Origin of the sequence: Microbacterium bovistercoris, from assembly GCF_003387575.1 — a bacterium.
Lineage (GTDB): Bacteria > Actinomycetota > Actinomycetes > Actinomycetales > Microbacteriaceae > Microbacterium > Microbacterium bovistercoris.
In genome coordinates, this window is the sequence record NZ_QUAB01000010.1 from 52,107 (window position 1) to 77,076 (window position 24,970).

General features: G+C 69.8%; 21 protein-coding genes and 1 pseudogene. 10 read left to right on the forward strand and 12 right to left on the reverse strand.

The features are described 5' to 3' along the window. Positions 1–2: 2 nt before the first annotated feature. Together DY023_RS00820 and DY023_RS00825 are read left to right on the forward strand one after the other, a co-directional pair. The gene (locus DY023_RS00820) at positions 3–1,187 is read left to right on the forward strand and encodes a Gfo/Idh/MocA family protein (protein WP_116240450.1); all 1,185 of its coding nucleotides are present in this window, start codon (positions 3–5) and stop codon (positions 1,185–1,187) included. A 96-nt stretch (positions 1,188–1,283) separates the two neighbouring features. Continuing rightward, positions 1,284–2,681 carry a flavin monoamine oxidase family protein gene (locus tag DY023_RS00825; RefSeq protein WP_116240451.1) on the forward strand — a complete coding sequence of 466 codons (1,398 nt, stop codon included), beginning with the start codon at positions 1,284–1,286 and terminating at the stop codon, positions 2,679–2,681. A gap of 6 nt (positions 2,682–2,687) precedes the next feature. Here DY023_RS00825 and DY023_RS00830 read toward each other — a convergent pair whose 3' ends face one another. Next, complete coding sequence (locus DY023_RS00830; RefSeq protein ID WP_116240452.1) at positions 2,688–3,326, reverse strand: Pr6Pr family membrane protein; 639 nt, start codon at positions 3,324–3,326, stop codon at positions 2,688–2,690. An 81-nt stretch (positions 3,327–3,407) separates the two neighbouring features. Between DY023_RS00830 and DY023_RS00835 the strand changes: the two genes are divergently transcribed. From DY023_RS00835 to DY023_RS00850, 4 genes are all read left to right on the forward strand, one after another. Then, positions 3,408–3,779: a fluoride efflux transporter FluC gene (locus tag DY023_RS00835; protein WP_245958519.1), complete on the forward strand. Its 372-nt coding sequence runs from the start codon at positions 3,408–3,410 to the stop codon at positions 3,777–3,779. Next, positions 3,776–4,135 (forward strand): fluoride efflux transporter FluC, encoded by a 360-nt coding sequence (locus tag DY023_RS00840; RefSeq protein WP_116240453.1) that lies wholly within the window; start codon positions 3,776–3,778, stop codon positions 4,133–4,135. Before DY023_RS00835 ends, DY023_RS00840 begins: the two co-directional genes overlap by 4 nt. A gap of 67 nt (positions 4,136–4,202) precedes the next feature. Then, complete coding sequence (locus DY023_RS00845) at positions 4,203–4,757, forward strand: TetR/AcrR family transcriptional regulator (protein WP_116240454.1); 555 nt, start codon at positions 4,203–4,205, stop codon at positions 4,755–4,757. Positions 4,758–4,771: 14 nt separating this feature from the next. Further along, the gene (locus DY023_RS00850; RefSeq protein ID WP_245958520.1) at positions 4,772–8,320 is read left to right on the forward strand and encodes an efflux RND transporter permease subunit; all 3,549 of its coding nucleotides are present in this window, start codon (positions 4,772–4,774) and stop codon (positions 8,318–8,320) included. A gap of 164 nt (positions 8,321–8,484) precedes the next feature. Here DY023_RS00850 and DY023_RS00860 read toward each other — a convergent pair whose 3' ends face one another. From DY023_RS00860 to DY023_RS00875, 4 genes are all read right to left on the reverse strand, one after another. Beyond that, positions 8,485–8,967, reverse strand: coding sequence for an RNA polymerase sigma factor (locus tag DY023_RS00860; RefSeq protein ID WP_245958521.1), 483 nt, complete (start codon positions 8,965–8,967; stop codon positions 8,485–8,487). Further along, positions 8,964–9,539, reverse strand: a complete 576-nt coding sequence (locus DY023_RS00865) for a hypothetical protein (RefSeq protein WP_116240456.1) — start codon at positions 9,537–9,539, stop codon at positions 8,964–8,966. Before DY023_RS00865 ends, DY023_RS00860 begins: the two co-directional genes overlap by 4 nt. Positions 9,540–9,650: 111 nt before the next feature. Then, positions 9,651–10,553 carry an aldose 1-epimerase family protein gene (locus tag DY023_RS00870; protein WP_116240457.1) on the reverse strand — a complete coding sequence of 301 codons (903 nt, stop codon included), beginning with the start codon at positions 10,551–10,553 and terminating at the stop codon, positions 9,651–9,653. 50 nt (positions 10,554–10,603) lie between these two features. Next, positions 10,604–10,993, reverse strand: a complete 390-nt coding sequence (locus DY023_RS00875; RefSeq protein ID WP_116240458.1) for a MerR family transcriptional regulator — start codon at positions 10,991–10,993, stop codon at positions 10,604–10,606. 68 nt (positions 10,994–11,061) lie between these two features. Here DY023_RS00875 and DY023_RS00880 point away from each other — a divergent pair, with 68 nt between their 5' ends. Continuing rightward, entirely contained in the window at positions 11,062–12,306 is a 1,245-nt protein-coding gene (locus DY023_RS00880; RefSeq protein ID WP_116240459.1) for an MFS transporter, read from the forward strand. Positions 12,307–12,552: 246 nt separating this feature from the next. Then, a pseudogene (locus DY023_RS00885) lies at positions 12,553–14,959 on the forward strand (DEAD/DEAH box helicase). A gap of 68 nt (positions 14,960–15,027) precedes the next feature. Here DY023_RS00885 and DY023_RS00890 read toward each other — a convergent pair. From DY023_RS00890 to DY023_RS00905, 4 genes are read right to left on the reverse strand one after another with little or no spacing between them, the layout of a single operon-like run. After that, the gene (locus DY023_RS00890; protein WP_116240460.1) at positions 15,028–15,468 is read right to left on the reverse strand and encodes a type II toxin-antitoxin system VapC family toxin; all 441 of its coding nucleotides are present in this window, start codon (positions 15,466–15,468) and stop codon (positions 15,028–15,030) included. Further along, positions 15,465–15,698, reverse strand: coding sequence for a type II toxin-antitoxin system VapB family antitoxin (locus tag DY023_RS00895; protein WP_147303234.1), 234 nt, complete (start codon positions 15,696–15,698; stop codon positions 15,465–15,467). The genes DY023_RS00890 and DY023_RS00895 overlap by 4 nt, the downstream gene beginning before the upstream one ends. Positions 15,699–15,756: 58 nt before the next feature. Next, the gene (locus DY023_RS00900) at positions 15,757–16,299 is read right to left on the reverse strand and encodes a YaeQ family protein (protein WP_116240462.1); all 543 of its coding nucleotides are present in this window, start codon (positions 16,297–16,299) and stop codon (positions 15,757–15,759) included. 18 nt (positions 16,300–16,317) lie between these two features. Next, the gene (locus tag DY023_RS00905; RefSeq protein WP_116240463.1) at positions 16,318–18,396 is read right to left on the reverse strand and encodes an intein-containing Rv2578c family radical SAM protein; all 2,079 of its coding nucleotides are present in this window, start codon (positions 18,394–18,396) and stop codon (positions 16,318–16,320) included. Positions 18,397–18,493: 97 nt separating this feature from the next. Here DY023_RS00905 and DY023_RS00910 point away from each other — a divergent pair, with 97 nt between their 5' ends. Both DY023_RS00910 and DY023_RS00915 read left to right on the forward strand, forming a co-directional pair. Continuing rightward, positions 18,494–19,423: a M15 family metallopeptidase gene (locus DY023_RS00910; RefSeq protein ID WP_116240464.1), complete on the forward strand. Its 930-nt coding sequence runs from the start codon at positions 18,494–18,496 to the stop codon at positions 19,421–19,423. 183 nt (positions 19,424–19,606) lie between these two features. Beyond that, a complete protein-coding gene (locus tag DY023_RS00915; protein ID WP_116240465.1) occupies positions 19,607–20,770 on the forward strand; it encodes an acyl-CoA dehydrogenase family protein in 1,164 nt (387 codons plus the stop codon). Between the two features lie 269 nt (positions 20,771–21,039). Here DY023_RS00915 and DY023_RS00920 read toward each other — a convergent pair whose 3' ends face one another. The 3 genes from DY023_RS00920 to DY023_RS00930 all read right to left on the reverse strand — a co-directional run bounded on the left by DY023_RS00920 (position 21,040) and on the right by DY023_RS00930 (position 24,951). After that, positions 21,040–21,909: a siderophore-interacting protein gene (locus DY023_RS00920; RefSeq protein ID WP_116240466.1), complete on the reverse strand. Its 870-nt coding sequence runs from the start codon at positions 21,907–21,909 to the stop codon at positions 21,040–21,042. Beyond that, on the reverse strand, positions 21,906–24,320 hold the full coding sequence (locus tag DY023_RS18410; protein ID WP_342770972.1) for an ATP-binding cassette domain-containing protein: 2,415 nt from the start codon (positions 24,318–24,320) through the stop codon (positions 21,906–21,908). Before DY023_RS18410 ends, DY023_RS00920 begins: the two co-directional genes overlap by 4 nt. Positions 24,321–24,408: 88 nt before the next feature. Beyond that, complete coding sequence (locus tag DY023_RS00930) at positions 24,409–24,951, reverse strand: ECF transporter S component (RefSeq protein ID WP_116240467.1); 543 nt, start codon at positions 24,949–24,951, stop codon at positions 24,409–24,411. Positions 24,952–24,970 lie beyond the last annotated feature (19 nt).

A 24,970-nucleotide genomic window follows, 5' to 3' on the forward strand; every position in this document is an offset into this window, starting at 1 on the left:
ACATGGATCTCAACATCGGCATCATCGGCTTCGGACTGCGCTCCTCGCTGCGCAAGGAGGTCCATCGTCCGGGAGCGGGGTCGCGGATCTCGGCCGTATGCGACCTCTCGGAGCGCGCGAGGCGAGAGGCTCGCGAATTCGCGCCGGACGCGCTGATCACGGACTCGCTGGACGAGCTGCTGGCCTCCGGCGTCGACGCCGTGATGGTGCTCACCCCCGACGACCTGCACGCGTCGATCACCATCCGGGTGCTCGAGGCGGGCATCCCCGTGTTCTGCGAGAAGCCGCTCGCGATCGACCTGGCAGATGCCGACGCGATGCTCGAGACCGCTCGCCGCACCGGGAGCAGGCTCTACATCGGTCACAACATGCGGCACATGCCGGTGATCACCCTCATGCGCCAGCTCATCCAGGACGGACGGATCGGCGAGGTCAAGGCCATCTGGGTGCGTCACTTCGTCGGTCACGGCGGTGACTTCTACTTCAAGGACTGGCACGCCGATCGGCGCCGCACGACGTCGCTGCTGCTGCAGAAGGGCGCCCACGACATCGACATCATCCACTGGCTGGCCGGCGCCTACAGCGAGAGGGTCTCGGCGATGGGCGCGCTCAGCGTGTACGGGGGTGTCGAGGATCGTCGCGATCGAAGCGATGAGCGCATGCCGGACTGGTACAGCCTGGACAACTGGCCGCCGGCTGCTCTGACGGGACTGCATCCGGTGGTCGACGTCGAGGACGTCTCGCAGGTGAACATGCGCCTCGCCGGCGGCATCCTTGCCTCGTATCAGCAGTGCCATTTCACGCCGGACTACTGGCGCAACTACACCGTGATCGGCACAGAGGGGCGCATCGAGAACTTCGGCGACTCTTCCGGCGCCGAGGTGAAGCTGTGGAATCGGCGCCACAGCGGCTATGCCGACGCCGACGAGACGTTCATCGTGCCGGCGGTCGCGGATTCCGGGCATGGCGGCGCCGACGGATTGCTGGTGAAGGAGTTCCTGCGCTTCGTGCGCGACGGCGGTCTCACCGAGACATCCCCCGTCGCCGCGCGCGAGGCCGTGGCAGCGGGCATCCTCGCCACGCAGTCGCTGCGCGGCGACGGCTCGGCGATCGACGTTCCGCCGCTCGATCCCGACCTTATCGCGTACTTCGAGCGCGGACAGGTCGAGGCCGTCGCCGCAGAGTGAGGGGCCAGGATATGCGGCATCCGCACGCTCGGATGCCGCATCTTCCGACCCCTCGACGGGTCTCACGGAGCGCAGGCCGGATAGGCTGACACCACGATGGAGATCACGCGGCGCACTCTTCTCGTCGGTGCCGGAGCCGGCGCCGTCGCTGTGCTCCTCGCGGCCTGCACATCGGAGCCCGAGCCGACGCCGACGACGCCCTCGCCCACCGCGAAGCCGACCATCCCGACCGGCGCCGTGCCGAAGCCGGCCGACTGGAGGCGCAGCACCTGGTCGACCGACCCCTACTCCCGAGGGGCGATGAGCTACCTTCCCGCCGGCGCCACGCCCCAGCATCGCGCCGACCTCGCCGAGCCGATCGGGGACCGCCTGTTCTTCGCCGGTGAGGCCGTCGACGCCGAGCGCCCCGGCACCGTGATCGGCGCCATCGACTCCGGACGACGGGCCGCCGTCGCCGCGTCCTCCGCCTCACGCGAGGGGGAGCGCATCGCCGTGATCGGCGCCGGCGCCGCGGGGGCCATGGCGGCCAAGGTCCTCGCCGACAGCGGCCGCGACGTCACGATCTTCGAGGCCCGCGATCGCCTCGGCGGTCGCATCCAGTCGATCGCCGACGACGACTGGCCGATCCCGGTGCAGCTCGGAGCCTGGCTGTCGCCCGCCGACGACACCGTGTCGCTGCGCGACCGTCTCGCCGCCCTGGGCGTGGAGGGCATCGACTTCAGCACCGCGACCGGATGGTCAGAGGACGGCGCCCAGCCGACCGTCGACGGCGCACCGATCGCCGCTGCGGTCAAGCGCGCAGCCGGAGGGCCCACGGACGTGTCCATCTCCGCCGCTCTCGAGGGCGACGGCGCCGACCCCGCCGACCCCGCGCTCGCCGCAGCCCTCGCCTGGCTCGCTGCGACCTCCGGCGTCGACGTCGACAAGGCCTCCAGCTGGTACCCGCCGGCGTTCGCCCCCGACATGCTCGCAGGCGCGACAGGCGACGTGGGCGCGATCGTCGACACCGCCCTGAAGGGGCTGAAGGTCGCACAGGCGTCACCGGTGATGCGGATCGCCTACGACGACTCCGGCGTGAGCCTCCGTCTCGGCACGGGGGAGTCGCTGTCCTTCGACCGCGTGATCGTCACGGTGCCGCTGGGTGTGCTGCAGAAGCAGTCGATCGAGTTCGCCCCCGCCCTGCCGTTCGCGCATCGCGGCGCGATCGCCGCGCTCGGCTCCGGGTACGTCGAGACCGTGTGGCTGCGCTTCGACGAGTCGTTCTGGGACGCCGACGCCGAGATCTGGCATGTCGTCGGCGGCGCCGGCCCGATCCGCACCTGGCTCAACCTCGAGCCGGTGACCGGGGAGCCGGTGCTGGTCGGCCTGGTCGGGGGTCCGGATGCGGCGGCGTTCGCGAAGCTGAACGACGCCGACGCGGAGGCCACCGCACGCGAGTCGCTGATGTTCTTCGCTCGCGAGACGCCGTCGCCCACGCCGACCGCGACGCCCTGACGCACGTCAGAGTGCGGAGGCCTCCGTCGTGTGCATGCGGCTGAGCAGCACGAGTCCGCACGCGACCATCGCGAAGATCCCCAGCGCGATCATGCAGGTCAGCACCATCTCGGGGATGCCGGACACCTGCCGCGGGTCGAGGAAGTAGTACGGGTACCAGCCGATGATCCCTCCGCGCCAGATCGTGAACAGCCCCCAGGCCACGGGGTAGAGCAGCACGTAGGGAACGATCCGCCAGCTCGCGCGGCGGCGGCCCGGCCCGAAGACCCACGCCAGGATCGCGTACGCCGGCAGCACGAAGTGCAGTACGACGTCCGACCAGGGAACGGTGATCGGGATGCCCCGGACTCCTGCCTGCCAGACGATCAGCGCGAACGCCAGCCCTGCGGTGATGGTCCAGCTCAGTACGATCGCGCGCGCCGTGGTGAGCCAGGGCGGATCCTCGGGCATCCGCAGCGCGATGACGCCCGCGACCACCCCGAGAACCGTGTACGCGATGTTCGACTCGATCGTCAGGTACGCGAAGAAGTTCTGTCCGGCGATGGTCTGCGACCCCAGTCCCCAGAACATCCGATGCACGAGCGCGACCCCGCAGACGGCCGCGGCCAGCAGGCGCGACCATCCGAACGCCGTTCTCGAGATCACTCGCGCGTCGCCCTCCTCGTCCGGGTCGGCGGGAACGTCACCCGGCCGAGTCTACGGAACGCTCGCGCGTAGAGTTGCCGGGTGATCCTCGTCCGCGCCCTGATCGTCGCCGCGGGCGGCACGCTGGGCGTCGCGTTGCGGATGCTGCTGGGGCTGGCGATCCCGGACGCCGCGGGCATCCCGGTCTCGGTGCTCGTCGCCAACGTGCTCGGCGCGTTCCTGCTGGGAGTGCTCACCGCCCGGCTGCCGGCCGCCGTGCTGAGGCTGTTCCTCGGCACCGGCATCCTCGGCGGGTTCACCACCTACAGCTCGTTCATGGTCGGGACGGCAGAGCTCTGGGTGACGCAGCCGCTGCTCGCCGCCGGCTACGCCCTGGGCAGCCTCGCTCTCGGCATCGTCGCGGCGGCCGTCGGCCTGCACCTCTTCCGCCGCGAGCCGGGAGTGGCGCGATGAGCCCGCTGGTGTTCCTGTTCGCCGCGCTCGCCGGGGGCCTCGGCGCGGCCGTCCGGTACCTCGTCGACGTCGGTGTCGCAAAGCTCACCGGCACCCGGTTCCCGTGGGGCGTGTTCGCGATCAATCTCACCGGGTCGTTCGCGCTCGGTCTGATCGTGGGCGGTCTGCCGGATGCCTCGTTCGTCGTCGGCACCGGATTCCTCGGCGGGTACACGACCTTCAGCACCGCGATGCTCGACACCGTCGCGCTCTGGCGCGACGGTGAGCGCCGGGCCTCCGCGTTCAACGCGGTCGGGATGCTGCTGCTCGGCCTCGTCGCCGCCTTCGCCGGCCTCGCCCTCGGCTCCGCGCTCTGACCGCTCCCAGCGGGGGCACAGCGGCGAAATGTACAAACGTACATGTACAGATGTCCAGGAGGGTCGGATGCGGGAACCCGAGCGTCGCAGGCGCGACCCTGAGGCGCGCCGCCGCGCCATCGTCGAGGCGACCGCCGAGCTCATCACAGAGGTCGGCGTCGACGCCGTCACCCACCGCATGATCGCCGCTCGCGCCGCTGTGCCGCTCGGTGCCACCACGCAGTACTTCGACACCCTCGACGACCTCCGCGCCGCTGCGCTGCAGCTCATGATCGACCACGTCGAGGAGCAGATGGTGGTGCTCCGCACCGCGATCGCCGAGCGCGGGGCATCGCCGGCGGTGCTCGCCGAGATCATCCACGCCGCCCTGGTCGACGCCGTCGCGGTGCAGACCGACCGCGCCGTCGTGACCGCCGCCGTCCGCGACCCGCAGCTGCGGGAGATGGCCCGGCAGTGGTCGGCGCAGGTGGCCTCCTTCCTCGAACCCGAGCACGGCCCGGAAAGGGCTCTCGCCGCTTCCGTCTTCATCGACGGGATCCTCTGGTACACGCAGATCAACGATGATCCGCTGCCGCAGCACATCATCGAATCCGCCCTTGCAGGCATCCTCGTCCGCCCCTGACCAAGAGAACTCACATGTGGAAACTCTCCGTCCTCAGCCTGCGCAACCGCGCACTGATCGCACTGATCACCATCGTCGCGGCCGTCTTCGGCGGCCTGGCGCTGACCAACCTCAAGCAGGAGCTGATCCCCTCCCTCGAGCTGCCGGCCCTGGTCGTCATGACCAGCTACCCCGGTGCCTCGCCCGAGGTGGTCGAGAACGACGTGTCGACGCCGATCGAGACCGCCATCCAGGGCGTCCCCGGGCTCGAGTCGACGACGGCGACCAGCACGACGAACTCGTCGATCGTGCAGGCCATGTTCACCTACGGCACGAATCTGGCGACCGCCGAGCAGAAGATGCAGCAGGCGATCAACCGCATCTCGCAGCAGCTGCCCGAGGACGTCTCGCCGCAGGTGCTGTCGGTGTCGATCGACGACTTCCCGGTGATCCAGATCGCCGTGACGGGCTTCGATGACGCCGAGACCGCGCAGGCGGACCTCGAGAGCGTCGCGATCCCGAAGATCGAGGACGTCGAGGGCGTCAACGCCGCGCAGATCGTCGGTGGCACCGGCCAGCGCGTCACCATCACGCCGGACTCCGCGAAGCTGGCGGAGCACCAGGCCACGCCGCAGATGATCACGCAGGCGATGCAGCAGAACGGCGTCCTCTTCCCCGGTGGCGCGATCACCGAGGGCGACGAGACCTTCACGGTGCAGACCGGATCGAAGATCTCGTCCACGGAGGAGATCGCCGCGCTGCCGCTGGTGGGCACGGATGCCACGATCGGCGACGTCGCGACGGTGGCGCAGGAGGCCGACCCGGTCACCTCCCTCTCGCGCGTCGACGGCGAGGACGCGCTGTCGATCGCGGTGACGAAGCTGCCCGCCGCGAACACGGTCGACGTGTCGAAGGGTGTGCTCGCCGCACTCGACGACCTGGAGAAGTCGTTCCCGGATGCCACGTTCACGGTCATCTTCGACCAGGCTCCGTACATCGAGCAGTCCATCGAGTCGCTGGCGCAGGAGGGCCTGCTCGGCCTGGTCTTCGCGGTGATCGTCATCCTGGTTTTCCTGCTGTCGATCCGCTCGACGTTGGTGACCGCGATCTCGATCCCGACATCCGTGCTGATCACGTTCATCGGTCTGCAGGCGTTCGGCTACTCGCTGAACGTGCTGACGCTCGGCGCGCTCACGATCGCGATCGGGCGCGTGGTCGACGACTCGATCGTCGTCATCGAGAACATCAAGAGGCACTACGTGGAGGGGGCCGACAAGGGCGACGCCATCCGCCTCGCCGTGCGCGAAGTGGCATCGGCTGTCACGGCATCCACGATCACGACCGTCGCGGTGTTCCTGCCGATCGTCTTCGTCGGCGACATGGTCGGCGAGCTGTTCCGGCCGTTCGCGATGACCGTCGCGATCGCCATGACCGCGTCGCTGCTGGTGTCGCTGACGATCGTGCCGGTGCTGGCGTACTGGTTCCTCAGGCCGGGCAAGCCGCTGCTCGATGAGAACGGGAACCACATCGACCCGGAGGATCCGGCGGCCCCGCCGACTCCGCTGCAGAAGATCTACCGCCCGATCCTCGGCTGGACGCTGAAGCACTCGCTGACCACCGTCGCGATCGCGATCGTGGTGCTGATCGGCACTCTCGCGATGGCGCCGCTGATGAAGGTGAACTTCCTCAGCGATTCGGGCCAGAACACGATGACCGTCACACAGGACCTCGGTCCCACGGCCAGCCTGCAGGCGCAGTCGGATGCCGCGGCGAAGGTCGAGGACGCGCTCGAGGGTGTCGACGGCATCGAGCACGTGCAGGTCTCGATCGGCTCGAGCGGATCGGCGCTGCGCGACGCCTTCGAGGGCGGCGCGGCGATCACCTACTCGATCCAGACCGATGCGGACGTCGACCAGGAGGCTCTGCGCGCCGACGTCGAGGACGCGGTCGAGGACCTGGACGGCGTGGGTGAGATCACCGTCGCCGGTTCGCAGGGCTTCGGCTCGAGCGACATCGAGATCACCGTCACCGCTGCGAACGGCGACGATCTGCAGACCGCGACCGACGCGCTCGTCGAGGACCTCGACGGACGCGACGGGATAGGCAAGGTGACCGACAACCTCGCGGCCTCGCTGCCGTACATCGCCGTGGCCGTCGACCGCGACAAGGCCGCCGAGCGTGGGCTGTCGGAGGTGGCCGTCGGCCAGATGGTGTCGAACGCGATGCGTCCGCAGCAGATCGGCTCGGTCGAGATCGACGACTCCGCGCCGACCGTGTACATCGCCGACCCCGAGCCGCCGACGACGGTCGCCTCGCTCGAGGAGCTGACGATCCCGACCGCGACCGGCCTCGTGCAGCTGCAGGACATCGCGACGGTGTCTCAGGAGCAGGGCCCGACCTCGATCACCACGCAGAAGGGCAAGCGCACGGCGACGATCACCGTGCCGCCGGCATCCGACGACCTCGCCGTGGCGACCGCCTCGGTGAACGCGGCGATCGAGGACGTGAAGCTGCCCGCGAGTGCCGACGCCGAGATCGGCGGCGTCGCGCAGCAGCAGGCCGACTCGTTCTCGCAGCTCGGACTCGCGATGCTCGCGGCGATCCTCATCGTCTACGTGGTGATGGTCGCAACCTTCAAGTCGCTGCGTCAGCCGCTGCTGCTGCTGATCTCGGTGCCGTTCGCAGCCACCGGCGCCATCCTGCTGCAGATCGTCACGGGCGTGCCGCTGGGTGTCGCGTCGCTGATCGGCGTACTGATGCTGATCGGCATCGTGGTGACGAACGCGATCGTGCTCGTCGACCTGGTGAACCAGTACCGCGAGAAGGGGCTGTCGGTTCCCGAGGCGGTGCTCGCCGGTGGCGAGAAGCGTCTGCGCCCGATCCTGATGACGGCGCTGGCGACGATCTTCGCACTCACGCCCATGGCGCTGGGCATCACCGGGCACGGCGGGTTCATCTCGCAGCCGCTCGCCATCGTCGTGATCGGCGGCCTGGTGTCGTCGACCGTGCTGACGCTGATCGTGCTGCCGACGCTGTACAACCTCGTCGAGGGCGCTCGCGACCGGCGGGCCGCGCGCCGCGCCGCTCGCGGTGGCGACACCGGGTCGGCGCCGTCGGTGGACGAGGGGCCGGATGCCGGTGGGCCGAGCTCTGGCGCCGAGGCGGTGCCGGCGCTGGTCGGTGCGGCGGTGGGGCCCGGCGTGGTGGCGGAGTCCGAGGCGCACGGCGAACCGGTCGACGGCGCGCCGCGGAGCGCGTCCAGGCCGATCACGCACGTGCCGATGGAACCCCCGACAGGGTCGTCGGCCCCGGACGCCGTTCCCGCGGCGCCCGAGACCGCAGCGACGGATGTCGCCCGTCAGCAGCCCGCCGCGCATCCGACGGTGTACGACGCACCGGCGCCGGCATCCTCATCGGCGATGGCTGCGGCTGCTGCCGCATCCGCCGCTGCTGCAGCCGCTGCGGCGGCCGCCGCGGCATCCGCCATCGTCGCGGCGAATGCGAGCCAGGAGGAGCAGGCGCTCACCCGCCGGGAGCTGCGTGGCCGCGGCATCCCGTCGGCGAACGACGTCAACCACGGCTGACCGGTCCGCCGAACGCGGGAATCCCCTGTCAGGTGCTGCCTGACGGGGGATTCCTGTTGCGATGTGGTTCGGCGCCCCGGGGATCGTGCATGCTCGGCGCACGGCGGCGCCAGTGCGTGCCGTTCCGGCGTGTGACCGACCACGAGGAGTGGAAGGCCTGAGGGCTACCCGACGTGCAATCCCAGTTCGGCTCGGAGCGCGGCCTTCGCCCGGTGGTAGCGGGACCGCACGGTGGAGTCGCCGATGCCGAGATGTCTGGCCGCGTCGGTGAGCGTGAACCCGTCCCAGTGCACGAGCCGAAGCACTTCCGCGTGCTCCTCTGTCAGCCGATCGAGTGCGTCACGCACGGCGAGTCCGGCATCCGCCGGTGCCGACGACTCGACGGCCAGCGCGCGCAGGCGCGCTGTCAGTTCGGTCTGGCGCGTCGCAGAGCGGAAGGACTGCAGCAGGATTCTCCGTGCGACGCCGAACAACCACAGCCGAGAGCCGTGCGCGTCTTCCGGCATCTGGTCGATGCGACGCCATGCCACCGTCAGGACATCGCCGACAGCATCGGCCGCATCCTCCGCGGGAAGCCGTCGCTTGAAGTAGGCGAGCAGATCGGGCGCTGTCGCCTCGATCGCCGCGATGCGGGTCGCGCGGTTCACTCGCACTCCGCCTGTCCACGCGTCGCCGGCCCCGGGGCGCCCTGCGCGGTGAGGTGAGCGGAGATGACGGCGTTGACCGCGTTGAAGTACTCCCATTCGGGATCGTAGCTCTCGGTGCCGTACCCCATCGGCGCGCCCGTGTCGGCATCGCGCTGTGTTCCCGGATCTGCGCGGATCGTGGCGATGGCTGCGTCGATCGCCGCCGGTGACAGTATGTCGGGGTCCTCGAACGCGTCTGCGAGTGCTTCACGGGTGCGGTCCGTGGCGCCCTCGCTGAACTCGATCCGGTACTCGCAGACCCGGCCGTCGGTCATCGTGTACTCGACGGTCAAGTCGGGCTCCTGCGCCCACGGCTGCCACACACCGAGCGTGGCGGCAGCGGCCGCACCACCGACCGCCAGGAGAGCGCCGGCCGCGATGACGGTGGCCGCGCTGCGCGGTGCGAATCGTCGCAGTCGGCTGCCCGAGGTCGCCCGCACCATCCGCTTCAATTCAGCACGTTCTTCCGCGCTGAGCCGTCCGGGGTCAGCCGTCTCGAGCATGGCTGTGATGTCGTCGCCGGGTCTGGTCATGAGTGTTGAGCCTCCTCTGTTGGGTTCACAGAGGACATGCGAGTTCCGGGCGGAATCGTCCCCGGCGCACTGCGATTCGCCGAAGACAGGGCAGCTGGCTGCCGACCCGCCTCAGCCCTCGAGGCGGATGCCCCAGCGCAGCGTCCAGGTCTCGCCGAGGGCGAGGCGGCGCACGCCGCGACCGGAGTTGAACGCCTCAGCGGGCGCGGTCATCGGCTCGACCGCGACGGCGAGCTGCTGGCCCGGGTAGCGCTCGGTCGTGTACACCTGCACGTAGTCGAAGCCCTCGCCCTGCCAGAGCTCGGCGCGGCGACCGTCCGGCGCGGTGAGGGTGGTGCGTGCGACGCCGTCCGCGTCGCGCAGAAGCGTTGCGAAACCTGTGTCCAGTTCGACATCGCCCAGGCGCCTGCCCTCGCGCAGATCCGTGCCGCCCGACACCGGGGACTCGCCGATCGGCAGCATCCGGTCGTCGGTCTCGAAGAAGGTGCTCGCGGGCACGCGCAGCACGAGCTCGCGCGGGTCGACGTCGCCGATCGTCAGGTACGGATGCGTGCCGAGCGCGACTGCCGCGGGGACGGCCGAGCTGTTCGAAAGCGTGTGCTCGACGTCGATCCCGGCATCCGTCAGTGTGTAGGTCACCGCGGTCTCGACCAGATACGGATAGCCGGTCTGCGGCACGATCGTGGCGCGCAGCTCGATCCGCTCATCCGACGCCGAGGTCGTCTCGTAGGCGGTGTACCGGAGCAGCCCGTGGCTGGCATTGCGCAGCTTCGGCTCGGTGATCGCGAGGGCGCGCTCGGTGTCGCCGTCCTGCCAGACGCCGTCGCGGATGCGGTTCGGCCACGGCGCGAGTACGACGCCCGAGCACATCGGCGTGGGCTGGTCCTCGGGGTAGGGCGGGACGACGTCGACCCCTCCGACGGTCAGGTGCCGCAGCGAGGCGCCGACCTGCGCGATCTGCGCGGTCACGTCGCCGCGGCGGAGATGATGCTGGATGCCGGTGGGGGAGGTCACCACGTCATCGTACGGCGGCGGCCGGGGCACGGAGGACGGCCTCGTGCGAGTCAGGCTCGCGCGGCGGTGCGCTCCTCGAGGATCGTGGCGTGATCGCTGCGCGCGAGGTAGTCGCGGATGGCGTCCCGGCTGCGGCTGAGGCACGCGATGCGCTCCTCGATCCCGTCGAGCTCGGTGGCGAGCATCTCGGCCACCGTGCGCGGGCACGTCGGCTGCTGCAGCGCCGCGGCGTCGTCGAGCGCGAGGATCTCCTTGACCAGGCGCGTGGTCAGCCCGGACTGCACCAGCCCGGCGATGCGCCGGACCAGTTCCACGTGCCCCTCGTCGTAGGTGCGATAGCCGTTCGGCTCGCGGTGCGGCCTGAGCAGTGACTGCTGTTCGTAGTACCGGATGAGGCGGGGAGAGACCCCCGCGCGCTCCGCGACTTCGCCGATCTTCATGCGTCTCCGATCGATCTTCGGAACAAAGCTTGACATTGACACTAGTGTCATACTTTACCGTCGTCCACATGACCGACAACACCTCTCTCCTCGCCGGACCAGACGCCGCCGGCATCCGCCCGCCTGCCACTGAGCGCCTGCCGTGGCGATCGCTTCTGATCCTCGGCGGCGCGACCTTCACGATGGTCACCGCGGAGATGCTGCCTGCCGCCGTGCTCCCGCAGATGAGTGACGGTTTGGGCGTGAGCGAGGCCCAGGTGGGGCTGCTCGTCTCCGTCTGGGCTGCGGCCGTCGTGATCGGGAGCTTCCCGCTCGTGCGGCTCACCCGTCGTCTCGATCGGCGCACCGTCATCGCTGCCGCGCTGGTCGCACTCGCAGCCTCCACCCTCCTCACCGCCGTCGCGCCGGTGTACCCGATCGCCGCCGCTGCCCGCGTGGTTGGGGCGCTCGCGGTAGGGCTGCTGTGGGCGACGACGAACGCTCTGACCGCTGATCTCGTCCCCGGTCGCAGCCTCTCCCGAGCGGTCGCGGTTGTCCTCGGCGGAGCGACACTCGGGACCGTCATCGGTGTTCCGCTTGCCAGCGTGCTCGCACAGGCCATCGGGTGGCGGGCGGCGTTCGTCGGTGTCGCAGGCGTCGCGCTCGCAGCGGCGCTTGCCGTGCGTTTCGTGACGGTGCCCGCCTCCGCGGACGGGAGCGCTCCGGACACCACCCACGAGAGCGCTGCGAGCGACCGGGAGCCGGTGCACGGCGTCAGGCTGCTGCTCACCGTGACGCTCCTGGTGTCGCTGCTGCTCGTCGGGCACTACGGCGCCTTCACCTTCATCACGCGTCTGGTGGAGCCGACCGCCGTGAGCGTACCCGGAGGCACCGGCACCATGCTGTTCCTGTTCGGGCTGGCATCGGCGGCCGGTATCGCTCTCGCCGGGCGGTTCGGTGAGCGCCCTCGGCTCGCTCTCGTGATCGCGGCGTTCGCGACGGGGGTCGCGGTGCTTGCGCTCTCCTTCGTCGAGGTGCACGCCGTCGTCGGGGTCGTGGTGGTGATCGCGTGGGCCGTCGTCTCCGGGGCGCTGCCGGCGCTGGCGCAGACGCTCATCATGCAGCTGGCCGGCCCGGAGCGCCGGGGCTTCGCCGGTGCGCTGATCCCGGTGGTGTTCAACCTCGGGATCGCCGCGGGTGCCGCGCTCGCCTCGCTCGTGGTGACCGGGCCGGGCATCGCGGCGCTGCCTGTCGTCGCCGCCACTGTGATCGGCATCGCGGCAGCCGGGCTGGTGCTCGTTCTCCGGCCGGGCGGTGCGGCGGTCGCGCGGTAGCCCGGACGCTGTTCCGAGCCGACTCGTCCGGGCACCGGGGGCTCACAGGTGCCACCGGTACACTGGACGAGTCGGCTTCGGGCAACCGCGTATCGCGGATCGTGTTCTGAATGTGTAGCCCAGGGGCCGATGGTTCATCACCATCACATGAATGGCCCCCGGCCGACGACTGCCCGGGTATGTCCGCCGCGCGCTGCGCGGAGCGGACGCTGTTCTCGTGTGTTCGAGACAGAGTAGGAAACTCCCGTGCCCAAGAATCACAAGCCCAAGGGCGGCCGCCCGTCGGCCAACTTCGAGCCCCGCTACGCCAAGAAGACGTCGTTCCGCGACCGTCACGCCGGTGGGCGTCCCACCGGTCGCGACGAGCGATCGGATGCCGGTGAGCGCCGCGCTCCGAGCGGTCCCGGCAGCCGCTCGCCGAAGCACCGCGGTTACCGTCCCGAGGCCGAGGGCGCGCCGAAGCAGCGCTGGAGCGCGTCCGATCGTGCAGGTCGCGACGAGGCCCGCAGCATCCGCAACCGCGCCGAGTCCGGACGTCGCGAGGCTCCGCACCACGACCGCCGGTCGGATGACCGCTCCCGCAGCGACCGCTACACGGGCGATCGCTCGGGGTATGGCACGCGACGGTACGACGACGACCGTCGGTCGTCGGGCTCGTACGGCGACCGCGATGACCGTCGTTCGTACGGCGATCGGAACGACCGCGGGGGCCGTCCGTCGTACGGCGACCGGGATGACCGTCGTTCGTCGGGTGGCTACGACCGTAACTCGTCGCGTGACGGTGCTCGCCGGGATGACCGTGGTGGTCGTCCGTCGTACGGTGACCGTGATCAGCGTCGTTCGTACGGCGACCGGGATGACCGTCGTTCGTCGGGTGGCTACGACCGTAACTCGTCGCGTGACGGTGCTCGCCGGGACGACCGTGGTGGTCGTCCGTCGTACGGTGACCGTGACCAGCGTCGCACCTACGGAGACCGGGNCGTACGGTGACCGTGACCAGCGTCGCACCTACGGAGACCGGGACGACCGTCGCTCGTACGGCGACCGCGATGACCGGAACTTCTCGGGCGACCGCGGCTACGACCGCACGTCCTCCCGCGAAGGCGCCCGCCGCGACGACCGCGCCGGTCGTTCGACGTACGGCGACAGCGATGACCGTCGTTCCACTGGCGCGTACGGCGACCGCGACCAGCGCCGCAGCTACGGTGACCGCGACGGTGCCCGCCGCGACGACCGCGCCGGCCGCTCCTCGTACGGTGACCGCAGCGGAGCATCCCGCCCCGCCCGCGAGACCCGTCCGTCGCGGGACGAGCGTCGCGAGCGCGACTCCCGTCCGACCCGCAGCGACTGGAACCGCCCGGCCACGGTCGCCGCGCAGCAGCAGATCGAGGACGTCGTGCACGAGCGCCTCGAGGCGCAGACGGTGCAGGCCGACGAGGTCGCCGATGTGACCTTCGCCGATCTGGGCCTCGGCTCGAACATCGTCGAGGTGCTCGCGAACATGGGCGCCGAGAAGCCGTTCCCGATCCAGGCCGCGTCGGTCCCCGCCGTGCTCGAGGGGCGGGACGTGCTCGCACGCGGCCGCACCGGCTCGGGCAAGACCATCGCGTTCGGTGCTCCGCTGGTCGAGAGCATCCTGCTGTCGCAGAAGGGCAAGAAGCGCGAGTTCGCCCGCGCGCCGCGTGCGATCATTCTCGCCCCGACCCGCGAGCTCGCTCTGCAGATCGACCGCACTGTTCAGCCGATCGCCCGCAGCGTCGGCCTGTTCACGACGCAGATCTACGGCGGCGTGCCGCAGGCCCGCCAGGTGGGTGCGCTGAAGAAGGGCGTCGACATCGTCATCGGCACCCCCGGCCGTATCGAGGATCTCATCAACCAGGGCAAGCTCGACCTCTCCGAGGTGCGCATCGCCGTGCTCGACGAGGCCGACCACATGTGCGAGCTCGGCTTCGTGGAGCCGGTGCAGCGCATCCTGCGCCACACGGGCACCGCGCTGGAGAACGGCGCCTCCTCGCAGAAGCTGCTGTTCTCGGCGACCCTCGACCGCGAGGTCGCGTCGCTCGTCGACGAGTTCCTCGTCGAGCCCGCGGTCTTCGAGGTCGCCGGCGAGACGCAGGACTCGGGCACGATCGACCACCGCGTGCTGGTCGTCGAGCACCGCGACAAGGCCGACATCCTGTCGTCGCTCGTCGACCGCGACGGCCGCACCCTCGTGTTCAGCCGCACCCGCGCGTTCGCCGAGATGCTCGCCGAGCAGTTCGAGGATGCCGGCATCCCGGCCGTCTCGCTGCACGGCGACCTGAACCAGGCCAAGCGCACGCGCAACCTGGAGAAGCTGACCCGCGGCAAGGTGAACGTGCTGGTCGCGACGGATGTCGCCGCCCGCGGCATCCACGTCGACGACATCGACCTGGTCGTGCAGGCGGACGCCCCTGACGAGTACAAGACGTACCTGCACCGCGCCGGCCGCACCGGCCGCGCCGGGCGTTCCGGCACCGTCGTCACGCTGATCACCCGGCACCGCCGTCGCCGGATGGAGGAACTGCTGGAGCGCGCCGAGATCGACGCGCCCTTCGACCAGGCCGCCCCCGGTGACGACCTCATCGAGGAGCTCGCAGGTCGCCTGCCGAGCGACGCCGAACTGACCGCCTGATCCGCCCTTCGTTGACGCCCCTCCTGACCTTCGTGTCAGGAGGGGCGTCGGCCTTGCGGCAGAGCGCCCTATGCCTCGCGTGTGAGCGGGTTCACCACGCGGAGCGCGGGGAACCACGAGAAGTCGCGGTCTGCCGACCAGAGTTCGCCGACCCCATGTGTCAGGCAGATCGCCGCGATCCGGGCGTCGTGTACGCGTGCGCCGGTGACGGTACCACCGCGGAGCAGCCCGCCGAGGACTTCAAGGTGTGCGGGCACCTCGTGCAGCAGGCGCACGTTCGGCAGCGCCGCGAGCCTCTCGACGGCCTCGAGCGCGAGTTGCGGCGGCGTGGGTGGCGCGTAGATTCTCGGATGCGTCACGACGGCGAGGAACTCATGGATGCAAGGCCAGGGGATCGCCCATGGTGCGGCGCCCCCCGCCAGCCCGCGCAGCAGTTCGGCCGCGGCCGTGTGATGCGGGCTGTCCTCGCGATGCGCGTAGACGAGGAGATTCGTGTCGACGGCGATCATTCGGGCAAACCGTAGGAGCGTGCGATGGCATCGCTTGGCGCGAGGTCGGCAACAAGCCCGTGCCCGGACATCGTGGGAAAGACGAAGTCGACGGGACCGATGGACTGCCGTCGCCGCACCTCGGTGCGCAGAGCCTCGACGACCAGTTCGCGAAGCGTCGTCCGCTGCGTCACAGCCAGCGCTTTCGCCTCGGCGGCCAGCGCATCGGGGAGATCGATCGTGGTCTTCATGATCAGAGTGTACAGCGTCACCCGTACTCCCGTACCGCTGAAACGGGAGTACGGGTCCTTATCGGTTCAGCGCGTGCTCGTGCACGGCGGTGGTGAGGGTGGTGCCGTTCAGATCGAGGTAGAGCACGCTCTCGGTCACGGTGAGCGTCATCGTGTTGCGGCGCTCGATCAGCGGCGTCGCCGAGTCGATGAAGCCGGCGTCGAAGCTGAACACCCGGAGATCCTCGGCGCGATGGATGCGCTTGTCGGCCCAGGGAGCCATGACCTTCGCCGGGTCGCGGTGCGTGTACACGACCGTGCGCTCGGCCAGCCGGCTTCCGTAGTGCAGGCGCTCGGCGTCCGGGGCGCCGACCTCGATCCAGGCGGTGATCGCTCCGGTGAGGTCGCGCACCAGGACGGCCGGCTCCTCGGTGGAGGACACGCTGCCCCCGAACGCGATGCCCTCGGCGTACTCCAGCCCGTAGGCGAGCACGCGGGTGAGCATGAACGCGTCGGTCTCGGACGGATGCCGCGCGACGCGTAGCGAGAAGTCGTCGTAGACGCCGCGGTCCATGTCCGCGAGCTGCACGTCGAAGGTGTGCATGGTCGAGCCGATTGCCATGCTTCGAGCCTAGGGGCGTCAGAACAGCATCTCCGCGGCCGGCTTCGCCGCCGCGACCGGCGCCGCGGTGCGCTCGCGCATGATCCCCCGCATGCGCTCGTCGTCCTCCGATTCGGCGTACAGCCCGTGCAAGCGGATCAGCGGTCGCATCCTTCTCGCGAGCCACTTCTTGTAGTCCTTCGGCGCCTCGGCGGCGACCCCGGGATACAGCGCGCGGTATGACGAGACCAGGTCGGGCCGGTACTGCTCCAGCCATTGGAAGAACCACGGCTTCACGCCCGCCCGCAGGTGCAGCACGCCGTAGACCACGTGGTCTGCACCGGCATCCCGGATGCGGGAGAGCGCGGCGTCGACGTGCGCGACCGTGTCCGTCAGGTGGGGCAGCACCGGCATGAGGAAGACGCCGACGCGGAATCCGGCATCCGCCAGGGCGCTCACCGTGTCGAGCCGCGCCTGTGTAGACGGCGTGCCCGGCTCGATCGCGTGCTGCAGCTCGTCGTCGTACATCGCGATCGACATCTGCACATCCACCGGCACGCGCTTCGCGGCTTCGACGAGCACCGGGATGTCGCGCCGCACCAGCGTGCCCTTGGTGAGCAGCGAGAACGGCGTTTCCGCGTCGGCCAGGGCGCGGATGATGCCGGGCATCAGCCGGTACCGGCCTTCGGCGCGCTGGTACGGGTCGGTGTTCGTGCCCAGCGCGACGGTCTCGCGCTTCCACGAGCCCCGCCGCAGTTCTCGTTCGAGCACCTCCACGACGTTGGTCTTCACCACGATCTGCGAGTCGAAGTCGTGCCCCGCATCCAGGTCGAGGTACTCGTGCGTCCCCCGGGCGAAGCAGTTGTGACTGATCACTCCGTTGGCGATGAAGTCCCCGGTTCCCGTCATGATGTCGATCAGGTCGTGCTCACCCTCGAGCGGCTCGATCGAGACCACGCGCAGATCGGCGACCGTCTTGACGGCTGTGCCCTCGATCAGCATCTTGCGCGTGATCGCGGGTCGCGCGATCTCGAAGAACCTCTGTCGCGCGGGGAGCCCGCCAACGACGCGGATGCTGCAGACGCCGTTCTCCCTGGCTCCCTCTCGGACGTGCGCGATGTCGAACCTTGCGAGCGAAGTCGCGATGAGCTCCAAGAGCTCCTCGTCCTTGTTGCTGATGCGGAGGACGCCTCGCGAGCAGCTGCCCTCGGCGTCGAAGACGCCGGCGAGGAATCCTGCATCCCAGGACTCCGATCGTTGGCGTGGGGTGAGTATCAATGCTTCGATCGACGCGACGTTCATCGCTGATCCGGTATGAAGCGCGTTCGCCGCGTTGCGGGTCGCAGTCTGCGTTGCGAAGGCGCGTGTGCGAGTCTTGACACCCTCCGTCGCGAGATAGTCCCGTGAACGGTCCAGCGCTTCGTCATCGATCAATGCGAGACGGAACAGGTGCGCAGATCTGATCCGACCGGACCGTAGGTAGTCCCCGTGGAACAGCATCCCGTCGCCGCGGATCATCCCGCTCAAGTAACCGCGCCTGTAGTCAGCGCTGGACTGGTCGACGGTGGTCGAATCGCCCCCGTTCCCGAATCCCTGAAAGCGATTGTTGATCGTGAGGTGTGGTCGCTGGCCATGCTCTGCGTTCGTCACATGTTTCCACCCGCGATCGGTCAGAAACCGATGGTCCCCGCTGGCCACGAGCGTCGTTCCGTCGGCCAGTGTCACGCGATACGCGGGCTTGTGCGTGTCCCACTTCGCCTCGATTCGCGTGCGGACGTATCGGCGGTACGCTCCGTGCTTCTCCGTGCCGATGATCTCGTCGCCGACCGCGAGATCACGCAGCGGCCGCTGCCGCCCGTCGGCGCACAGGATGAAAGTGTCCGGTGACACGCAGTAGACGCAGGCATGCGAGCATCCCCGATACGGGTTCACGGTCCAGCTGAAAGGCATGCGCGAAGCGCCGGGCACGCGGTTCAGCGCGGACTTCGACAGCACCTCGTGGAAGGTCATGCCGGCGAACTCGGGAGTGGTCACCGAGCGGACGATGCCGGTGCGGTTCTCGAGCCCCGGGAGCGCGTCGACGTCTGTCCCTTCGATCGTCTGCCCCTGCCACCGCATGCATTCATTCGAACAAAGCGACGAAGCAATGTCAAGTGCGTTTCGGTTCTTTCTTCGAATGACGTGATCCCGCCCCGGTGTGCGCGACAATGAATCCATGAGCGACATGCAGCCCCGGCATGCCGCGTCGTCCCCGCGAGCGGTCGTCTTCGCCGCACCCGTCGGCGTGCTCGTGACGGCGCTGGCGTCGCTCTGGGCGCTCGCGTCTCCTGTGCAGCCGCTCGAGGCCGCCTCGCTCGCACCCCCGGCGTTCGCCGCCGTGATGGAGCTGCCCGCCGTCGTGATCGCCTCAGAGCCGGCCGCCGATCCCTGTGCCGCCCCGGTCGTCACCGCGGCGCTGGCATCCGGTGACGACTCCGCCGTGATCGCCGGATTCGGCGGTGCTGACGCGTTCCGTGCCGCGGTCGTCGCCGGCGCCGCCCCGTGCATCTCCCTGTCCGACCCTGCACATGTCTGGGTCGTCGTGAACAAGGCCCGTCGTCTGAGCCCCGAGAACTACGCCCCGGCATCCCTCGCGGGCAGCGGGCTGACGACGACGTCACGATCCGGCACGGCGCGCGACGACGTCGCCGCGGCTCTCGCCGGCCTCGCGGCCGCGGCCGCGGACGCCGGAGCCGGACGCATCGGAGTGAACAACGCCTACCGGTCCTATGGCCTCCAGGTGCGCACCTACGGCCAGCATGTGCGGGATCAGGGAGAGGCGAGGGCGGACACGGTGTCGGCCCGCCCCGGGCACAGCGAGCACCAGACCGGGCTCGCGGCCGACATCGTCGCCTGCAGCCCGAACTGCACCGACATCCATTCCTTCGGCGGCACCCCGCAGAGCGATTGGGTCGCGCAGCACGCCTGGGAGCACGGCTTCATCGTGCGATACGAGGACGGCCACACGGCCATGACCGGCTACATCGCCGAACCCTGGCACGTGCGCTACGTCGGCAAGGAGATCGCCGCGGCCTATCACGCGGGCGGATTCCACACGCTCGAGGAGTTCTTCGGCTTGCCGGCCGCCCCGGACTACGTGGAGTGAGCGCTCAGGCGGGCACCGCCGCATCCGTCATTCGATCGAAACGCCCCTCTTGCGGCAATCGACAAACGCGGAACCGAGTCCCGCGAAACTTGAGATGCATAGTCACAACGGACTCCCGTCGCGGCATCCGCCGATCGTAGACTCGCCGCATCGAAGACGCTGAATCACGCCTGGAGGAGTGACATGGAACGCGACATCTACGAAGAGGACCACGAAGCCTTCCGCGACCTGGTCAAGGACTTCGTCAAGCGCTACGCCACGAACGAGAACATCGAGAAGTGGGAGGCCGCCGGCGAGATCGACCGTGCCACCATGCTCGCAGCCGGCGAGGCCGGCCTCATCGGACTGTCGGTTCCCGAGGAGTTCGGCGGCGCCGGGATGCTGCAGGACTACCGCTTCCGCACCATCGTGATGGAGGAGGTCATCGCCGCCGGTGCGGGCTCGCTCGCCGGCGCATTCGGCATCCAGGACGACCTGGCCGTGCCGTATCTCGTGCACATGGGCACGCAGGAGCAGAAGGAGAAGTGGCTGCCCCGCATGGCCACCGGTGAGGTGCTCGGCGCGCTCGCCATGACCGACCCCGGGGCCGGCTCCGACCTGCGCGGCATCAAGACCAATGCCAAGAAGGTCGACGGCGGCTACATCCTCAACGGCGCCAAGACGTTCATCTCGTCCGGCACGACCGCCGACATCGTCGTCACCTTCGTCAAGACCGGTGAGGGCAACCGTCCCGACGCGTTCAGCCTGCTGATCGTCGAGAAGGGCATGGAGGGCTTCGACCAGGGCAAGAAGCTCAGCAAGATGGGCTTCCACGGCTGGGACACCGCCGAGCTCAGCTTCACCGACGTCTTCGTGCCCGACGAGAACCTGATCAGCGGCAAGGAGGGCCAGGGCTTCATCCAGCTGATGATGAACCTGCCCCTCGAGCGCCTGTCGATCGGCGTCGCCGCCGCAGCCGCAGCTGAGGCCGCGACCAAGTGGACGATCGCCTACACGAAGGATCGTGAGGCGTTCGGCGAGCGCATCGCCGACTTCCAGAACACGCGCTTCCGCCTGGCCGACATGGTCACCACCACCGAGGTGATGTGGGCGTACGTCGACCGCGCGCTGCTGGCCTACAAGGACAGCAAGCTCACCGCAGAGGACGCCGCGAAGGTGAAGTTCTGGGCGACCGAGCGCGAGTGGGAGGTGCTCGACATGGGTGTGCAGCTGCACGGCGGCTACGGCTACATCATGGAGTATCCGATCGCGAAGGCCTTCACCGATGCCCGCGTGCACCGCATCTACGGCGGCACGAACGAGATCATGCGCGACCTCGTCGGTCGGCAGATCGCCGGCAAGCGCTGACGCATGCTCCACCTGAACGGCCGCCCCTCGGGGCGGCCGTTTCGCGTTCCGGCATCCCGGCGTCTTGCAGATGGCGGACGATCCTGCGCCCGGCGGCGGCACTCACCGCGCAGCATCCGCCATCTGCAGATCGATCCGCCGCGTGCAAGCGACGCAGGGCAGCCTGACGCGTCCGGCTGCCCTGCGCCCGGCGGCGGCACTCACCGCGCAGCATCCGCCATCTGCAGATCGATCCGCCGCGTGCAAGCGACGCAGGGCAGCCGGACGCGTCAGACCGCAGGCCGCGCAGCGGCCTCGCGCGACGCCTTCGAGGCCGGGGATGCGGCGCCGATCTTCCAGTAGCCGGTGAAGCTGACCCGGTTCTTGTCCACGCCGCGCTCGTTCACCAGCAGCCGGCGCCCGCCGGTGGCGAGGGCCTGCTCTCCGGCGAGATAGGCGTGGAACGGAGCATCCGGCAGCGGGGCCTCGCGCATCGCCGCCAGCGCCGCGACGCCGGGCTCCTCCGTCGCGGAGCGCACGACCCAGCGCAGCTCCACACCCTCGGGATGCGGGAAGTCCAGAGCATCCGCCGGATCCGGAACCTCGACGATCACGACGCCCGTCGCGGCCGCGGGGAGCGACGCGCAGATGCCGGCGATCCCCGGCAGCGCGGTCTCGTCGCCGACGAGCAGGACGCGGTCCACGCCCCGCTCAGGGTTGAACATGAGGCCCTCGTCGATGATCAGGACGTGCTCCCCGGCGCGGCAGGTCTCGGCCCAGCGGGATGCCGGTCCCGCGGTGCCCTCGGCCGCCGAGCCGTGCAGCACGAAGTCGACGTCGATCTCGGCGCCGGCTTCGGCGGTCGCCGGGCGGTGTGCGCGCACCGTGTAGTTGCGCATCACCGGGCGTTCGCCGTCGGGGATCCGCAGGAACTTCAGGTAGCCCAGCACGCCGTTCGCCTTGGCCGGAACCCGGTCGAGCGCGGCCTCGCCGCCGAGCGGCAGGAACAGCCGGAACCACTGGTCGTAGCCCATCGGCCGGAACCGGTCGACCTCCCCGCCGCCGAATGTGACCCGCACCCAGTGCGGGCTCAGGCGCTCGGTGCGCAGCACGGTCAGATGCAGCAGCTCCTGCGCCTCGGGCTTGACGATCTTGCTCATGGGGTTCCGTTCCACGGGTAGGTCGAGAGGAGGATGGCGGCGGATGCCGCGACCACAGCGGCGGTGAAGACCATGTCTCGTACACGCCACGGCACGAGGTGACGCTCGGTGCGGGTGGGGTGGGCGCCGAAGGCGCGGGCATCCATCGCGAGCGCGACCCGCTCGGCGTGCCGGATGCCGCCGGCGAGAAGCGGCACGATGTAGCCCCATCCGCGGGCCAGCCGGGCGAATGGCCCGCTGCCGCCGTGGTGACCGCGCACCCGGTGCGCGGCGCGGATGATCGACAGCTCGTACCCGAAGCGAGGCACGAAGCGGTAGGCGGCCAGCGCCGTGTACCCGACCCGGTAGGGGATGCGGAGCTGCTGCACGCCCGCGCGCACCAGGTCGGTCCCGGTCGTGGTGAGACCGCCGATCAGGGCGAGGGCGAGGATCGCGCCGAGGCGCAGCGCGGTGGCCGCACCGATGGCGAGAGCACCCGTGTGCAGGGTCCAGTCGCCGATGTTCAGGATGCCGGGGGTGCCGGCGACCAGCGCCGGCGACACCCACAGCGAGAAGCCGAGCGCGATCGCGGCCAGCCCCACGGGAACGGCGACGAAGAGCAGCAGTGCGATGCGCCGGGTCAGACGGGTGCCGCTGACGATCACCAGGTACGACAGCGCCAGGAAGAGGGCGGGCGTGAGCAGATCGCGGGTGAACACCAGCAGCACGATCGCGGGGATGACCGGGAGGGCCTTCGCCAGGGGGTTCAGATGGTGCAGCCAGTAGCGCGCGGGGGTCGGGGCTTCGGCGTACGGGTCAAGTGAGTTCGCGTCCGGGCTGTTCCGGTCGCGATCGGGCACAGTGCGGGCCGCGGGGACTGTGCTGGATTGCGACCGGAACGGAACGGGGTTCGCTGCCGGGCGCAGCCCGGCGCGCTCGAGCACGGGCAGGTCGGCAAGCACGTCCGCGGCCGGGCCGGAGGCCAGCATCCGTCCGTCCGCGAGGATGACGGTGTGCGTGGCGCGTTCGGCGACGAGGCGCAGGTCGTGCGTGACGACGACGATCGTGGTGCCCCCGCGCTGCAGGTCGGAGAGCAGGGCGAGGAGCTCGGCGGCGCGGTCGCGATCCTGGCCGAACGTCGGCTCGTCGAGCACGAGAACCTGTGGACGGGTGATGATCGCGGTGCCGACCGAGAGCCTGCGCTTCTCGCCGCCGGAGAGCAGGAACGGATGCGTCTGCGCCTTGTGCGCCAGGTCGAGGCGCTCCAGCACCTCGGTCACGCGCGTCTCGATCTCGGATGCCGGAACATGCTGCAGCCGCAGGCCGTGCGCGAGCTCGTCGAAGACGGTGTGCGCGATGAACTGGTGCTCCGGGTTCTGGAACACGAAGCCGACGCGGGCGGCGAGGCTCCGGGGCGACGCGGCGCCGGCATCCAGCTCCGCGATGCGCACCGTGCCCGCCGCCGGCGGCACGACTCCGGCCAGAGCCTGGATGAGCGTGGTCTTGCCCGCGCCGTTCGCGCCGACGACCGCCGTGAAGCTGCCTGCGGCGATGTCGAGGTCGTCGATCCGCAGGATCTCTTCGCGCTGTTTCAGCACGCGGAGGTCGCGGATGGTCACCGCGTGTGCCGAGGCATCCGCAACAGGAGATCCGGCGAGAACAGGACGGATGCTCGGAGTTCGGCCTGTCTCCGCCGGATCTCCTGTTCTCGCGCGCGCCGTGGGGTAGTCCTGGGCTGGCCCGTCGAACACCAGCCGCCCGTCCTGCCCCAGTTCGATCACACGCGTCGCGAACTGCAATGCCGACTCGTACTCGTGCTCCACCAGCAGCACCGCCCGGTCGCCCTCTGCGACCAGGTCGGCGATCGCCGCGTGCACGTCCGCAGTGCCCTGCGGGTCGAGGTTCGCCGTGGGCTCGTCGAGCACCAGCATCCGTGACCCCATCGCGAGCGCGCACGCGATCGCGAGTCGCTGGCGGCCTCCGCCTGAGAGCAGATCGGGGCTCCAGGTGCGACGCTCCCACAGCCCGACCCGGCGCAGTGCCGCCTCTGTGCGGGCGAGTATCTCGGCGACCGGCAGCAGCTGGTTCTCCAGTGCGAACGCGACCTCGTCGAGCAGGGTGCCCGTGACCAGCTGCGCATCGGGATCCTGGAACACCATCGCGACGTGTTCGCTGAGCCGCGCGACGGATGTGCTCGCGGCGTCGAGGCCCGCGACCTCCACAGTGCCCTCGACCGCGGCTTGCACGGACTGGGGGATGAGCCCGTTCAGCGCGAGCGTGAGCGTGGACTTGCCCGAGCCGCTCGGGCCGAGCAGCAGGACCACCTCGCCCGGACGGATGTCGAACGAGATCCCCCGCGGCGACGGATGCGCGGCACCTGCGTGGGTGATGCTGAGGTCACGCACGCGGAGCAGGGGCGCGGATGTGCGCACGGCGGAACCTCGGGGTCAGGGCGCTCTACGGAGCAGTACCCCTCCAACTTAGCTGAGGCTCACCTTATCTGCCAGGTGGCGGTGGGGGTCAGCGGGCGGCGACGCCCGCCTTGCGCAGCGAGTTCCCGATCGCCAGCCCCACGGCGGTCCAGGCCACGGGACCCAGCACCGCGATGACGAGATACGTGATCTGCGCCCACAGGGCGAAGGCGCCCAGATCGACGACGAACCACACCACGACGGCCACGATCGCGCCGATGATCACGGCCGAGATGAAGAACCGCCAGGCGCCCCAGGCGCGGTACCGCGTGAGCGCGGCGACGCCCTCCTGGATCGCGCCGAACAGCAACGCAGTGCCGATGAAGCGCATCGCCCAGGCCGGGTTGAACGCGCTCGAGATCAACGCCGCGATCACGTGCGTCATCAGTGCCACCAGCGGCAGACGCAGCACCTCCTGAGCGATGATGCCCGGCAGGACGTGCACCCCGAGGACGAGGCCGTAGAGGATCGGGAGTCCGATGATGACGACGGGAGTGATCACGCCTGCGATCCCGCCCAGGATGCCGGTGGCGACGCCGATCGCAGCGCAGACGAGCAGAGTGCGCGTGCTCAACGCGGGTCGGGTGGCCATCCCCAGAGTTTACGGTGAG

Coding starts and splice junctions, on each gene's coding strand:
- DY023_RS00820 (WP_116240450.1), top strand. CDS start 3: ATGGATCTCAACATCGGCATCATCGGCTTCGGACTGCGCTCCTCGCTG.
- DY023_RS00825 (WP_116240451.1), top strand. CDS start 1,284: ATGGAGATCACGCGGCGCACTCTTCTCGTCGGTGCCGGAGCCGGCGCC.
- DY023_RS00840 (WP_116240453.1), top strand. CDS start 3,776: ATGAGCCCGCTGGTGTTCCTGTTCGCCGCGCTCGCCGGGGGCCTCGGC.
- DY023_RS00845 (WP_116240454.1), top strand. CDS start 4,203: ATGCGGGAACCCGAGCGTCGCAGGCGCGACCCTGAGGCGCGCCGCCGC.
- DY023_RS00850 (WP_245958520.1), top strand. CDS start 4,772: ATGTGGAAACTCTCCGTCCTCAGCCTGCGCAACCGCGCACTGATCGCA.
- DY023_RS00865 (WP_116240456.1), bottom strand. CDS start 9,539: ATGACCAGACCCGGCGACGACATCACAGCCATGCTCGAGACGGCTGAC.
- DY023_RS00875 (WP_116240458.1), bottom strand. CDS start 10,993: ATGAAGATCGGCGAAGTCGCGGAGCGCGCGGGGGTCTCTCCCCGCCTC.
- DY023_RS00880 (WP_116240459.1), top strand. CDS start 11,062: ATGACCGACAACACCTCTCTCCTCGCCGGACCAGACGCCGCCGGCATC.
- DY023_RS00890 (WP_116240460.1), bottom strand. CDS start 15,468: ATGATCGCCGTCGACACGAATCTCCTCGTCTACGCGCATCGCGAGGAC.
- DY023_RS00895 (WP_147303234.1), bottom strand. CDS start 15,698: ATGAAGACCACGATCGATCTCCCCGATGCGCTGGCCGCCGAGGCGAAA.
- DY023_RS00900 (WP_116240462.1), bottom strand. CDS start 16,299: ATGGCAATCGGCTCGACCATGCACACCTTCGACGTGCAGCTCGCGGAC.
- DY023_RS00905 (WP_116240463.1), bottom strand. CDS start 18,396: ATGCGGTGGCAGGGGCAGACGATCGAAGGGACAGACGTCGACGCGCTC.
- DY023_RS00910 (WP_116240464.1), top strand. CDS start 18,494: ATGAGCGACATGCAGCCCCGGCATGCCGCGTCGTCCCCGCGAGCGGTC.
- DY023_RS00915 (WP_116240465.1), top strand. CDS start 19,607: ATGGAACGCGACATCTACGAAGAGGACCACGAAGCCTTCCGCGACCTG.
- DY023_RS00920 (WP_116240466.1), bottom strand. CDS start 21,909: ATGAGCAAGATCGTCAAGCCCGAGGCGCAGGAGCTGCTGCATCTGACC.
- DY023_RS00930 (WP_116240467.1), bottom strand. CDS start 24,951: ATGGCCACCCGACCCGCGTTGAGCACGCGCACTCTGCTCGTCTGCGCT.